General features: G+C 62.9%; 8 protein-coding genes and 1 tRNA gene. 1 reads left to right on the top strand and 8 read right to left on the bottom strand.

The genetic code is table 11. The features are described from left to right. Positions 1-41: 41 nt before the first annotated feature. The 6 genes from HK107_RS04665 to pheS all read right to left on the bottom strand — a co-directional run bounded on the left by HK107_RS04665 (position 42) and on the right by pheS (position 10,509). Positions 42-3,038 carry a tetratricopeptide repeat-containing hybrid sensor histidine kinase/response regulator gene (locus HK107_RS04665; RefSeq protein WP_173197183.1) on the bottom strand — a complete coding sequence of 999 codons (2,997 nt, stop codon included), beginning with the start codon at positions 3,036-3,038 and terminating at the stop codon, positions 42-44. A 24-nt stretch (positions 3,039-3,062) separates the two neighbouring features. After that, positions 3,063-5,993 (bottom strand): S8 family peptidase, encoded by a 2,931-nt coding sequence (locus HK107_RS04660; protein ID WP_173197181.1) that lies wholly within the window; start codon positions 5,991-5,993, stop codon positions 3,063-3,065. Positions 5,994-6,577: 584 nt separating this feature from the next. Continuing rightward, a tRNA-Thr gene (locus HK107_RS04655) sits at positions 6,578-6,653 on the bottom strand. Between the two features lie 28 nt (positions 6,654-6,681). After that, positions 6,682-9,060 carry a phenylalanine--tRNA ligase subunit beta gene (pheT, locus tag HK107_RS04650; protein ID WP_173197179.1) on the bottom strand — a complete coding sequence of 793 codons (2,379 nt, stop codon included), beginning with the start codon at positions 9,058-9,060 and terminating at the stop codon, positions 6,682-6,684. Further along, the gene (locus HK107_RS04645; protein WP_173197177.1) at positions 9,057-9,449 is read right to left on the bottom strand and encodes an acyl-CoA thioesterase; all 393 of its coding nucleotides are present in this window, start codon (positions 9,447-9,449) and stop codon (positions 9,057-9,059) included. The genes pheT and HK107_RS04645 overlap by 4 nt, the downstream gene beginning before the upstream one ends. Position 9,450: 1 nt before the next feature. Beyond that, on the bottom strand, positions 9,451-10,509 hold the full coding sequence (gene pheS / locus HK107_RS04640; protein WP_173197175.1) for a phenylalanine--tRNA ligase subunit alpha: 1,059 nt from the start codon (positions 10,507-10,509) through the stop codon (positions 9,451-9,453). A gap of 154 nt (positions 10,510-10,663) precedes the next feature. On the opposite strand from pheS, the gene HK107_RS04635 reads away from it, so the two are divergent. Then, a complete protein-coding gene (locus tag HK107_RS04635) occupies positions 10,664-12,145 on the top strand; it encodes an ATP-binding protein (RefSeq protein WP_173197173.1) in 1,482 nt (493 codons plus the stop codon). A 3-nt stretch (positions 12,146-12,148) separates the two neighbouring features. Here the strand turns inward: HK107_RS04635 and HK107_RS04630 are convergent, their stop codons facing one another. Next, a complete protein-coding gene (locus tag HK107_RS04630) occupies positions 12,149-12,397 on the bottom strand; it encodes a hypothetical protein (RefSeq protein WP_173197171.1) in 249 nt (82 codons plus the stop codon). 381 nt (positions 12,398-12,778) lie between these two features. After that, complete coding sequence (gene rplT, locus HK107_RS04625) at positions 12,779-13,138, bottom strand: 50S ribosomal protein L20 (protein ID WP_173197169.1); 360 nt, start codon at positions 13,136-13,138, stop codon at positions 12,779-12,781. Positions 13,139-13,152: the final 14 nt, after the last annotated feature.

Raw genomic sequence — 13,152 nt, 5'->3', positions numbered from 1 at the left:
CTAGGCGCCGGTTCGTCCGCAATGCAAGGAAAAAGCTGGGGTCAGGCCGTTTTGGGGGCCGCCTTCGTGCCCGCAGCGTCTTCGCCCTTGAGGCAGCTGATCACGGTCTTCTTGAGCGCTGCCACGTCGAGCGGTTTCGTCAGGATGCCGCGCATTCCCGCTTTGCGCGCCTCGCCCTGTTCCTCAAGCGAGGCCGAAGCCGTCAGCGCGAAGATCGGGGTGTTGGCATTGGGGCCATGTCCGCTGGAAATGGTTCTTGCCGCATCGATGCCGCCCATTACGGGCATGTAGACATCCATCAGGATAATCCCGAAGGTTTCGGTCCCGGCGAGCTCGATCGCCTCCTGGCCATTCTCCGCAAAGGCGCAGGTGACGCCCAGCTGCTTGAGGATGCACTCCACGAGCTTCCGGTTCGCGACCACGTCGTCGACCACGAGGACCTTCTTTTGGGCAAGCGTGTCATCGACGGTGGCGATAGCGCCTGAGCCCATGGCTGAGCCTGCAGGCGTCGCTGCGCGCTTCGGTGCGGCCTCGCCAGCGACGTTCAGGACCGCCGCGCGAACATTGCGGTCCGTGATCGGCTGCTCGAGGATGATCTCGGCAACGTCCGCGAGGCGCTGGTCGATCAGTCCGTAGGCGATGGTTTTAGAAGCATCGAGGATGCCCTCGACCTGGAGATTGGCGATCCAGGTTCTGGTGTCGTCATGCTCGATGGCGTCGCCAATCAGCACCGCGACGGGGGCGTCCTCTTTGCCCATGACCTCTTTGAGGCCAGCGGCTGCGTCGGCGCGGGTGCGGAAGCAGACGGGCTCTGCGCCTGTGCGTTTCGCCATGTCGACGATGGCTTCGCGGCGTTGGTTGAAGCTGTCGAGGATGAAGACCTTCTGGCCTTCGAGCGGCCTGTCCGCAGGTGCTTCATCCGTGTCCGTCAGAAGCTTCGCGGTGAAGTAGAACGTGCTGCCTTTGCCTTCGATCGAGGAGCAGCCAATGTCGCCACCCATGGCGGCGGTCAGCTCCTTGCAGATGGCAAGGCCAAGGCCGGAGCCCGCCTGCTTGCGCGTCAGCTCGCCATCGATCTGGCTGAAGCGGTCGAAGAGAATGTCGATCTTGTCCTGCGGGATGCCGACGCCCGTGTCGCGCACGGCAAAGTGCAGGGATCCCTCCGCTTCACCGCGGGTAACCTCGAGGAAGACCGCACCCTTTTCGGTGAACTTCACGGCGTTGCCGACAAGATTGAGGAGGATCTGGCGCAGGCGGTCTTCGTCGCCATAGGCCTTGACCGGAACGTCGCTGCCGATCGAGACCACCAGGTCGAGATGCTTCTCCTGCGCCTTGGCGCGGAGGAGTTTCACGGCGTTCTCTGCCGTCACCCGCGGGTCGAAATCGCCCTCACGCAGGTTGAACTTGCCGGCTTCCAGCTGGCTCAGGTCGAGAATATCGTTGATCAGCGTCAGAAGCGACCCTGAGGACTGGTCGATGATTTCCACCTGCTCACGCTGCTCATCGCTGAGGTCGGAGCCGAGAAGGACTTCCGTGAAGCCCAGAATGCCGTTCATTGGCGTGCGGAGCTCATGGCTCATGGTGGCAAGGAAGGCCGACTTCATCCGGTCGGCATCTTCTGCCTTCTCCTTGGCCTCGATGAGGTCCTGCTCCATCTTCTCGCGGCGCTCGATCTCGGTGCTGAGCTGCTCGACGGTGGTGGAAAGCTCGTTGTTGATGCCGGCGACCTTGCGCTGGGTTCGCAGGACAAAGGCCACGACACCAAGCACCAGAAGGATGACAAGGCTGCCGCTCGTGATGATGAACTGCTGGGTCTGTTGACGTTCCTCGACTTCGTTCAGCTTCGCGGCGCTTTCGAGCTTTTCATTGCGCAGGCGCTGGATCGCGAGCTCCTGCTCGGCAAACTGAAATTCAGCACCCAGAAGAGCAAGGTTTGACGAGGCGGCAATGGAAAGCGCTTCGTCCGACAGACGCTTGAAGTGGCGCTGGTGGATGAAGGCTTTCTCCCACTCGCCAACGGCTGCGTAGACGCGCGCGGCGGTTTCGTGGACCTCCTTGAAGGACATAGTCGTCTCGCCAAGGGCAACGCCGTCGAGCGCCTGCTCGATTGAGGCGAGGGCTGACATATCCTGCCCAGCGATCAGCGCGAGATCGGCATCGGTCGCGAGGACGAACCGCGCCCAATGCTTCCCTTCGGGTGTCTGGAGAAGCTTGGCGGCACGGTCCACATGGTCGTGGGAGCGCTGATAACGGCCCGATTCAAGCTCCAGCTGAGCCATGTTCGTCAGCACACGGGCGACAAGGATGTCGCTGCCCATTTCCTCGGCAATCGCGAGGGCCCGGTCGAAGTAGGGACGGGCCTCGTCGTAGCGATCCGTATCCCGAAGGATATTGCCGACATTGTTCTCGATCGACAGGCGGACAATGTCGTCGCCCTGATAGACCTCTGCGGCGCGGCGGAAGAACTCGATCGCCTTGTCGTAGCTTTTGGCGTCCCGGTAGATCGAGCCAAGCGACTGGAGCGCGAGGCTTTCCTTCCGGGCATTGCCAACTTCGACGAAAAGCTCGTGGGCCTCAAAGAAGCTCGTCACGGCGAGCTTGGCCTGGGACAGGCGTCCCGCAAGCCGGCCAAGCGACAGGGTGAGGTCGGCCTTGAGGACAGTTTCGCCCTCGACATTCTCCAAAAGCGCCAGACCTTCGCGAACGGCCTTCAGGCCCTCTTCTGGCTGGCCAACCCGCATGGCGGCTTCGGATTTCAGCCAAAGTGCCGTCGCCATGGCAACGGTCTGCTGCTCGCCAGTCATGCTGGAAGCGATGGCGTAGCTGGCTTCGGCGGCGGTCATGGCCTCGGACGGAGCGCCCATCATGGACGTCTTGGCCGTGGCGATCAGGTCATCGAAGCTCTGCTCAAGCGCGGAAGGCTCGGAGGGCTGCTCCGGAGCCTTCCCTTCAAAAGCGATGGCCGGGCCGAGGGCACACGCAAGGGTGAGCGCGATCACGCAGCGCTTCCCCCGCCGTATGGCTCTCAGTCCGACCATGTGCCTCGTTCCCTCAAGGTCCGCTTAGAAGGTCACCGCAATGCGGGCTCCGGCGGAGAGCTCATTAAAGCGCCCTTGGATATCGACATCGTTAAGGTCGAAGCGAGAATAGACGCCAAGCTGCCAACGATTGTCTTCGGAGCTGACCGAATAGTCGGCCTCGAAGGCGAGATGGCGGGGACCCTGACCCAGTTGCCAGTCGTCGCTGGCGAGACCGGTATCGCCGGTCGTACGGTCGGTGACCTGGACCGAGGTGAAGCGCATGGCACCGTCCTCGACACGCAGCGGCTGGGCGGCCGAGAGGGTCAGGCGGTCACGCTCCGAGAGGAGACGGAAGACGTCCGCCTTCACTTGGAAGGCCGAGCTGTCGAGGCCCTGATCGGCAACGCCAAGGCCACCGTTCGCCGTATCCGTCTCGTTCGTGCGGGCACCCGTGGCGCTGGCAGCGAGGCTGATCCGGCTGGTTAGGTCATAGACGGCCGACATGGTGAGACCCGTGGTCAGGGCGTCTTCGGTCATCGAAAGGGCACCTGCGCCAGCCGAGCCAAGCGCCGAGCGCTCTTCGTTGAGGCTGGTGACAGCCGCACCGACGCGCAGTTTCTCGGTGGCCTGGAAGGCGAGCTCTGCCGTTGCTGCGAGGGCATCGCGGCGGCCGAAGAGAGCATCACCATCCATCTCGAGGCCCGTGCGTTGGTCGACTTGGACCTGCTCCAGCGGCGTGCCGGTGTACCCGAAGGTCATGGTCAGCGCTTTGTCGAGCTCGAAGGACAGGGCTGCGTAGCCGCCACCCGAAGCGAGACCCAGCATCGGGTTCGCGCCGCCGGTGGTGACTTCATAGTCGCTGACGCCATCGAAGCCGTTGACGGTCGAGAGGCCCTGCATCTGGTTGCCGAGACCGGCGACCATGCGGATGCCGCGGTCTTGGCTCGTGAAGGTCAGCATGCCTCCGCCCTGGGTGGTGCCGTCTTGGGTGAACTCAAGCGACCAGAAGTCGTTCGCGGCCAGGGTCTGGGTTGCAGCCATGTGCTGCGAAGACTTGTTGGCCCACTGCATCATCTGGCGCTGCACGTGACGCTGGTAGTTCTCGAAGATGCCCTGCTGGCCGTGAAGGAGGGTCGAGAGCGGAATTTCGAAGTCGCGGAACGTGTCTCCGACGAACTCGTAGGCGTAGATCGATGCGCCCGAGGCTTCCCAGAGATCAAGCTGGCCCGGATCGATCGCAGCGGCTGCGAGGTCCACGGCAGCGGTGTTGTTCCACCCGCTAACGCCATCATCGAGATAGATGACGAGGTCGTTGAAGTTGAGCGGCGACAGGGCCGCTTCGACGTTGAGGAGGCCGTGGCCATAGACTTCGTCGACGCCTGCTTCGCCAAGATCGGTGGCGGTCTGCAGGATGATGTCGGCGGTGGTTTCAGCGTGGCGGTTCATCCAGGGCCAGTAGTCCTGAATGAGCGCGATCGTGCCTGTGACCATCGGTGCTGCGAACGAGGTGCCCGAAGCGCGGGTCGTGCCGCCGGCATTGTCCGAAACGAGGATCAGCTCGCCAGGTGCAACCAGGAAGCGGTCCATCAGGCGCTCACCGACGCCGCAGTCACCGCCGCGAACGTTGATGCAGGCCGTGCCCGGCGTGTTCGAGAAGCTCGAGATCTCACCCGTCAGGCCCACCGAGCCGACAACGAGGAGGCTCTCGTGGCTGATGCCGCGGTGGTCCCAGTCGATGTCGTCGGTCTGAGCAACACCGTCATTACCAGCCGCGGTGACGATGACGACACGACCCTCGACGCTCGACAGGTTCGGCGTGGTCAGCATGTCGGCGATGTCCTGGTGCAGGGTATAGCCCGGGACACCGAGGGACATGTTGATGACGCCAACGCCGCGGTGGGCGAGGTCGCGGACACCTTGCGCAACATCGCTCGCGCTTGCCGTGCCGGTGTGATCGAACGGGTTGTAGGCGTGGACCGTAGCGCCAGGTGCGATACCCATCACACCCTGGCCATCATGGCGAGCGGCCATGATGCTCGCGACTGCAGCGCCGTGGATGCTCGGCGCACCCTCGTGACCGCCAGCCTGCTGGATGTACTCGATCGCGGTTTCTTCTGGGAGAATGCGCGCGTCGATCAGGCCGATGTCGGCACCGACACCCATGCCCTGGTCCTGGGTAATGGACGGGCGCCAGTTGATCATCGGCATCCAGTGATCGACCATGTCGATCCCTGCGGTGGCCATCAGGCTGTCGTAATAGGCGAGGAAAAACTCCGACAGCGTCGCGCCATCGACATTGGCCATGTTCTGCTCACGGCGCAGGTCGATGCCGTACTCGTCGAGCAGGTCCTTGAGCGTGCCGTTCCATTTGCTGCCAAGGGCATCGCCCCAGACCGCTTCAGCCTCGGCGAAGAACGGGTCGAGATAGTTGCGCTCGAAGTCTTCCCACTCGGCCTTGCTGGCACCAGCGTCACGGAGGCGGGTCCACTCAGCGTAGATCTCACCCCATGCCGGACCGGCAGCGGCCCAGTAGTCGCCGATGTTGCGGAGGTTGTCCTCGAACGCGTGGATGTCGCCGAAGAACGGCTGGATGTCGCCCATGAAGGGTTGGATATCGAGGCGGAAGGCCGTCAGGTCGCCCCAGAAGGCATGAAGGTCACCGGCGAAGGGCTGGATATCGACACCCCAGAAAGGCTCGATATTGCCCCAGAGCGGGCTGACGCTGCCGTAGAAAGGCGTGATGTCGCCGAGGAACGGGTGGAAGTCCCGGCCAAAGGCCTGAATGTCACCCATGAACGGCTGCAGGTCCCCCATGAAGGGAGAGATGTCGAGGTAGAAGGCGTGGAAGTCGCCGCTGAACGCCTGGATGTCTCCAAAGCGTGGTTCAAAGCGCGGCTCTTCTGCTTGTGCGAGTGCAGGGCTGGCCACGATGGCGGCGCCGGCGACGGTGGTGAGCAGTGTTTTACGCCACATAGTCATTCCCCTCGGAATTGGTTCGTTCCCGGGGCACAGATTGCGGCGAAGTCTCGTAAAATCGTTCTAATAAACTTGACTAACAGCGGTTAACCTAGAAAGAAATATCTTCGAATTTTCGGTGTATTTCTTGGGTTTTCAGCGTCTGTTCCAAAATAGACCAGAAAATAATCTGTCTCTTTTCGGGAGAAATACTGATATCTGAAAACGTGGCTTTTTCAGAGTCGGGCCGCTAGCCAAGGCCCTGCCTCATTTGCCCGGTTCAAGTACTATCTGAGGCATGATCGGGGCTGTGCTTTGGCTGAGCGCCCGCAAAAAGCCTGCTCTCCCCACATTTTGCCTAGAATGCGGCGTGAAGGCGTCAACGAACGCGTTAAGGGATGGGGGCCGCTTCTTACGGAGGGTCGCTGATGGACACGCGGCCGCAAGGAAATGCTTCGCGTAAAGAGTCGCCACGCCTTTCGCGCGCGAGGCAGACAACAACTTATTCTAGGGGAAGCGGAGGACAGCCCCTGCCGGGGCATTCGCTTCCTTGAAAAGGTCCCCCGGACCTTTTGATCGCGCTTTGCGCGACCGGAAGCGAATGGTGCCGCATGCCGGACTCGAACCAGCGACCTCCTCATTACGAATGAGATGCTCTACCACCTGAGCTAATGCGGCTTGAGGAGGGGCAGCTAGCGCAAGCTTGTCAGCCGCGCAAGCTGCCTCCTTGCTTCTCGGCGGCAGCGACGATCCTGGCGGAAACCGCCTCGATGTCCTTGTCCGTCAGGGTCTCTTTGTTGGGCTGGAGCACCACTTCGATGGCGAGGGAGCGCTGGCCTTCAGGGACGCCCTTGCCGACATAAACGTCGAAGAGGCGGACATCGTCGATCAGCGCCTTATCCGCGCCCTGGATCGCTTTGACCAGATCACTCGCAGGTTTCTCGGCCGGGTAGAGGAAGGCGAAGTCGCGGCGCACGGGCATCAGCTCGGGCAGACCTAAGGCTGGCTTGGTCGCGCCCTTGTTCTTGGCAGGCGGGACGGCATCGAGCTCGACTTCGAAGATCGCAGTGCGACCGGGCAGGTCATAGGCCTTGGCCACAGAGGGGTGGAGCTCACCGAACCTTGCGAGGGTGTTCTTAGGACCAAGCCGCAGCTGCCCCGATCGGGTCGGGTGGTAGCCCGGCAGAGGATCGGAGAAGACCATGAGACGTGACGCAGGTGCGCCGATGGCTTCGAGGACGGAGAGTGCTGCGGCCTTCGCATCGAACACGGAGGGCTCATCGGTGCTGCCTTGCCAGTCGCGGACCCCTGCACCCCAGAGGAGGCCTGTTGCAACCGTGCGCTGGCCCTTCGGTGTGTTGTCCGTATACGCACCGCCTACTTCGAAAAGGCGGACGCTCTCTGCGCCGCGGGCTGCGTTGCGCGAGGCGGCCAGAAGGAGGTTCGGAAGCGGCGTTGGGCGCATCACCGAAAGATCCGACGAAATCGGGTTCAGGAGATGGATCTCCTTCGGCTGCTCAGCGAACCGCGCGGCTCCCTCTTCATCCGTGAACGCCCAGGTCACAGCCTCCATGAGGCCAATCCCTGCGCATGCCCGACGGGCGGCGTCGGCGCGGATCTCCGAAAGCGCAGGCTGGCGACGCGGGGCATCACCGAGACGCGGCAGGACATCCGTAGGCAGATTGTCGAGGCCGTGGACCCTGGCCACTTCCTCGGCAATGTCGGCCTTGCCTTCGACATCAGGGCGCCAGGTCGGGACTTTCACGTCCCAGGTGCCGCCGCGGGAGACCTCGAAACCGAGGGCCGAGAGGATTTCCTCCTGACGGCTTTCGGGCACGTCCATGCCGGTCAGGCGCGTGACTTCCGCAGGTGGATAGCTGACCGTCTTTTCCTCGACCGGCGGGGTGCCGGCGATGGTGATGGAGGAAGCTTCGCCGCCGCAAGTCTCGAGGATCATGGCGGCTGCGCGCTTCAGGCCATCCTCGATCGACGCAGGGTCGATGCCCCGCTCGAAGCGGTAGCGCGCGTCGGACGTCAGGCTCAGCTTGCGGCCGGTCTTGGCGATCGTCAGCGGGTCGAAATAGGCGCTCTCGATCAGAACATCCGTGGTCGTCTCATCGCAGCCCGAAGACGTGCCGCCCATGATGCCGCCAAGGCCGAGAACGTTTTCGTCGTCAGCAATGACGCACATGGTCTCGTCGACGGCGTACTCCTTGTCGTTGAGGGCCTCGAAGCTCTCACCAACCTTGCCCATGCGGGCGTGGACACCGCCGTTGAGCTTCTTGATGTCATAGACGTGGAGCGGGCGGGCGGCGTCATAGGACAGGAAGTTCGTCACATCGACGAGCATGTTGATGGGCCGAAGGCCAATCGCCTTGAGCCGCTGCTGCAGCCATTCAGGGGACGGACCGTTCTTGAGGCCGCGGATCGTCAGTGCGCCGAATGCTGGGCAGGCGTCCGGCGCTTCCGTGATCACCGTCACAGGCTGGTCGAAGGAAGCCTCGACCTCAGGGACTTCTAAGGGCTTCAGCGTACCGAGGCCTTCCGCCGCGAGGTCGCGGGCGATGGCGCGGACGCCGTTCGTGTCCGGACGGTTTGGCGTGACTTCGAAATCGATGACCGGATCGAGCGGCCCCACGACATCGGCGAGCGGGGTGCCGACCTCGGCCTCGGGCAGCTCCATGATGCCGTCATGATCGTCGCCGAGCTCCAGCTCACGGCTTGAGCACATCATGCCGAAGCTCTCGACGCCGCGGATCTTCGCCTTGGACAGCGTCACGTCGATGCCGGGAATGTAGGCACCCACCGGGGCATAGGCGACGCGGATGCCTTCGCGGGCATTGGGCGCACCGCAGACGATCTGCATCTCGCCGTCCTTCGTATCGACCTTGCAGACGCGCAGGCGATCAGCATCCGGATGAGGCTCGGCATGCTTGACGTAGCCAACGGTGACGGGCGCGAGGGCCTCTGACGGATCGATGACTTCCTCCACTTCGAGGCCGACCTTGACCATCGTCTCGATGATTTGATCGAGGGAGGCGTCCGTGTCGAGATGATCCTTGAGCCAGCTCAGCGTGAATTTCATTCGGATTTCTCCGCAGGGATAGGGGTCGGGCGGCCAAGGTCGTCCAGGGCCACGAAGGTGAAGTCGGCCTCGGTCACTTTTTCGAGGCGGAAAGTGCCCTTCCGCTCGACCCAGGCTTCGACCTTGATCGTAATGGAGGTCTTCCCCTCACGGACGATCCGGCAATAACAGTTGAAGACGTCGCCGACGCGCACGGGGCGGACGAAGTGCATCGAGTCCACGGCAACCGTGGCCACGCGCGACTTGGCACGGCGGACGGCGAGAACGGAGGAGCCGAGGTCCATCTGGCTCATCACCCATCCGCCGAAGACATCGCCAGCTGAGTTGAGGTCCGCCGGCATAGGCTGGACCCGGACGGTCAGCTCGCCTTCAGGTTTCTCTTCGGACATCTCAGACCTCGTGCGGCTGGAAGCCGTAATGCTCGATCCAGCGCTGGTCGCCGGAGAAGAAGGGGCGGAGGTCCGGGATGCCGTATTTCAGCATGGCGAGGCGATCGACGCCCATGCCGAACGCGAAGCCCTGATATTCGTCAGGGTCCAGACCACAGGCTTTCAGCACGTTCGGATGCACCATGCCGCAGCCGAGGATCTCCATCCAATCCTCGCCCTGGCCGATCTTCACCACTGCGCCGTCGCGCTCATAGCCGACATCCATCTCGGCCGAAGGCTCCGTGAACGGAAAGAAGTGGGGGCGGAAGCGGGTCTTGAGCTGCTTCACATCGAAGAACTCGCGGCAGAACGCTTCGAGCGTGCCCTTGAGGTGGCCCATGTGGGTCTCTTTGTCGATGACGAGGCCTTCGACCTGGTGGAACATCGGCGTGTGGGTCTGGTCACTGTCGCAGCGGAAGGTGCGGCCAGGCGCGATAACGCGAATCGGCGGTTTCTCTTCCATCATGGTGCGGACCTGCACCGGAGAGGTGTGTGTGCGGAGGACCATCTTCTCGCCGCCTTCCTTGGGCGGGAAGAAGAAGGTGTCGTGCATTTCGCGCGCCGGGTGCTCTGGCGGGAAGTTCAGCGCCGTGAAATTGTGGAAGTCGTCCTCAATGTCCGGCCCTTCCCGGACCTCGAAGCCCATGGCGGCGAAGATTTCCGCGACCTCCGCGAAGACCTTGGTGATCGGGTGCAACTTGCCGACCTGCTGAGGAGCGACGGGGAGGGAGACATCGACCCGCTCGGCCTCGAGCTTCTCGGCCAGCGCAGCCTCTTCCAGCACCACTTTGCGCGCGCCAATGGCGTCAGCGATCCGGGCTTTGAGGCCGTTGAGGGCAGGGCCTGCGACCTGGCGCTCCTCAGGGCTCATCTTCCCGAGGGTCTTCATCTTCTCCGAGACGACGCCCTTCTTGCCCAGTGCCGAGACCCGCACATCCTCAAGGGTTCGCTCGTCTTCAGCAGCGGCGATCTTCGCGTTCAGCTCCTCCTCGAGGGAGGCAATATCGGCTTCGAGTGTCATGGCGGTCTTCGGGTTATGGCGTCGGCGTTCGGCCGCGTATGCCAGCGCCACCGCCCCGCTTCAACAGGCGATGACGCCAGAGCGCCGCAGGCCCGTCTCACCTTTCCTTAGGGTTTAGCTGTTCAACTTAAGGTTGTTGAGCCGGAACAGTTGCATGCCCGCCTTTCTCACCAATCCCGACACCCTCTGGCGCCGCTATGTCGTGGCGCTCGGCCTCATTGCCGTCCTTCTGTCGATCAGCCACGGGCTGTCGATCTATTCGATCAAAGCCGGAGAAGAGCAGGCAGCTCTCATCAACATGAGTGGGCGGCAGCGTATGCTGCAGCAGCGGATCCTCAGCCTCGTCCTTCGGGAGAGCCGCAACGGCGTCTCTCCTGCCGAGGCGCAGGCCCTCGACGAGGCGGTCGCGCTTTTCGAGCGGTCTCACAACGCGCTCAGCACCGGCGGTGACCTCGGCTTGAGCCTTGAGGGCGCGGCGGAGAGGCGAACCATCTATTTCTCGGGCTCTCCGTCCCTCGATCAGGAGGTCAAGGCTTTCCTCGACGACGTCTTCGCGGCGCGACAGCCTCTTTCCCGGAGGCGGAGCGCCGCGCTTGGTCGCCTCAGCAACATCGAGCGGACCGATGCCTTGCTGACGCGGCTCGACGGTGTGGTCAGGACGCTGCAGTCCCGTGCCGATGCCCGGGTGGATCAGCTGGCCCTCATCAGCAACCTGACCTTTGCTCTGGCCCTTCTCATCCTGGCGATCGAATGGATGACGATCTTTCGCCCGGCCCAGCGGGCAGTCACGAGTACCCTTGCCGCCCACCGCGCCACCGAGGCGAAGCTCAAGCGGGCCGATGAAGAGCTCCGCCGGGTCCTGGCTTCCGAGGAGGCCTCGCGGGCCAAGGTGGAGAGCCTCCTGCGTGCAAGGACGGACCTCTTCGCAAATCTCGGCCATGACATGCGGACCCCGCTGACGGTCCTGACGGGCTATCTCGACCTTCTCATGAACCAGGATCTTCGCCCTGATCAGGAGCGGCTGCTTGGCCTTGCCAGGAACGCGAGCAAGCAGGTGGCTGGCCTCGTCGATGACATTCTCGATCTCGAGCGGCTGCAGGAGGGGATGCTGACCCTGTCACCCGTCGCCTGCGATGTGCGCGGGTTCGCCGAACGCTGCGCTGACTTCTTTGCGGCTAAGGCGGAAGCCAAGGGGCTGGAGCTTATCGCCCGGGTCGACGAGGAGATGCCGCCGCAACTCTTCCTCGACGAAGGCCGCCTGCAGCAGATCGCCAACAACCTGATCGGCAACGCGGTGAAGTTCACCAAGGGGGGTCAGGTCACCCTTTCCATCGGTATCGAAAGCGATGGCTTCTTCCATGTCAAAGTCGCCGACACCGGGCCCGGCATCACGCCGGAGGATGCAAGGCGTCTCTTCGAGCGCTTCGAGCAATCCTCGCCGGAGGTCACCTCCGTCCACGGAGGGTCTGGCCTCGGCCTCGCCATCTGCCGGGAGCTTTCAGAGCTGATGGGCGGTTGGATGAAGCTCGACAGCGAGGTGGGTGAGGGGAGCACCTTCACCCTCGTCCTGCCTTTGACCCCTGTGCCGGAGGAGGAAGCTCCAAGGCCCGAAACGCGTCAGGCTGCCGGCGGCTAGGATCTAAAAGACCGGAATGGGGACCTCGTCCAGATTGTTCTCGACATTGATGGTCCGGCAGTCCGGCTTGCGGACATATTCGGCATAGACAACGCCCACCGTGCTCCTTGGCTTGATGGCGGCGAAGAGCGGCGCGGGATTGCAGTAGGCGAAGCGGATGACCTCATCGGACTGCCAGCTCACGTCGAGGGGAAAGGTCTCAGGATCACCGTTCCAGGTGACAAGAAGGCCGTAATAGCCGTCGGGGCTCAACAGCTCACCCGGCGCCACAACCGCAATGGACGCGAAATCGCCCCGCTTCGCGACGAGAAGGTCGCGCTCTCCAGTCGAGGAGGGGATCCTGAAAACCTCTTCGATGGTGATGGGCTCAGACGCCCTCTCGATCCAGATTTCGAATGCGTCTTCCTCAAGCCAGATGTCTGTCTCGAGGACCCCCGGCGAAGGTAAGCACCGCTACGACAAGGCTGGCTAGCGTGAGAAGAAATCCGACAGGCGCGAAGACCCATTTCCAGAGTATGCCCATCAGACCTGCCCCAACTGCCCGAAGCCAAGGCTAGCACAGGTGCGGCGACGAAAAAGCCCGCCTGGCTGGGCCAGACGGGCTTCGTTGTTCTACTGCTCGAAAGCTCGCCCTTAGGCGGCGAGGGCTTTCTTCGCCTGCTCGGCAATCGCTTCGAAAGCCTGGGGCTCACGGGCTGCGATGTCGGCGAGCATCTTGCGATCGACTTCAATGCCGGCCTTGGTCAGGCCGTTGATGAAGGTCGAGTAGGTCATGCCGTGAAGGCGTGCCGCAGCATTGATCCGCTGGATCCACAGCTTGCGAAACTCGCGCTTGCGGTTCTTGCGGTCGCGATAGGCGTACTGACCGGCCTTCTCCACTGCCTGGTTGGCAATGCGGAAGGTGTTCTTCCGGCGGCCATAGTAACCCTTGGCAGCCTTGATGATCTTGCGGTGACGGGCGTGGGACGCGGGGCCCCCTTTGACGCGTGACATGTCTCAGAGCCTCC

It is taken from the genome of Parvularcula mediterranea, from assembly GCF_013085255.1.
Classification (GTDB): Bacteria; Pseudomonadota; Alphaproteobacteria; order Caulobacterales; family Parvularculaceae; genus Parvularcula; species Parvularcula mediterranea.
This window is presented reverse-complemented; position numbering and strand designations above follow the sequence as displayed.

What these genes read in the sequence shown, in the direction of transcription:
- pheT (WP_173197179.1), bottom strand. Translation starts at nt 9,060, where the DNA reads ATGAAATTCACGCTGAGCTGGCTCAAGGATCATCTCGACACGGACGCC.
- HK107_RS04665 (WP_173197183.1), bottom strand. Translation starts at nt 3,038, where the DNA reads ATGGTCGGACTGAGAGCCATACGGCGGGGGAAGCGCTGCGTGATCGCG.
- HK107_RS04660 (WP_173197181.1), bottom strand. Translation starts at nt 5,993, where the DNA reads ATGTGGCGTAAAACACTGCTCACCACCGTCGCCGGCGCCGCCATCGTG.
- rplT (WP_173197169.1), bottom strand. Translation starts at nt 13,138, where the DNA reads ATGTCACGCGTCAAAGGGGGCCCCGCGTCCCACGCCCGTCACCGCAAG.
- pheS (WP_173197175.1), bottom strand. Translation starts at nt 10,509, where the DNA reads ATGACACTCGAAGCCGATATTGCCTCCCTCGAGGAGGAGCTGAACGCG.
- HK107_RS04635 (WP_173197173.1), top strand. Translation starts at nt 10,664, where the DNA reads ATGCCCGCCTTTCTCACCAATCCCGACACCCTCTGGCGCCGCTATGTC.
- HK107_RS04645 (WP_173197177.1), bottom strand. Translation starts at nt 9,449, where the DNA reads ATGTCCGAAGAGAAACCTGAAGGCGAGCTGACCGTCCGGGTCCAGCCT.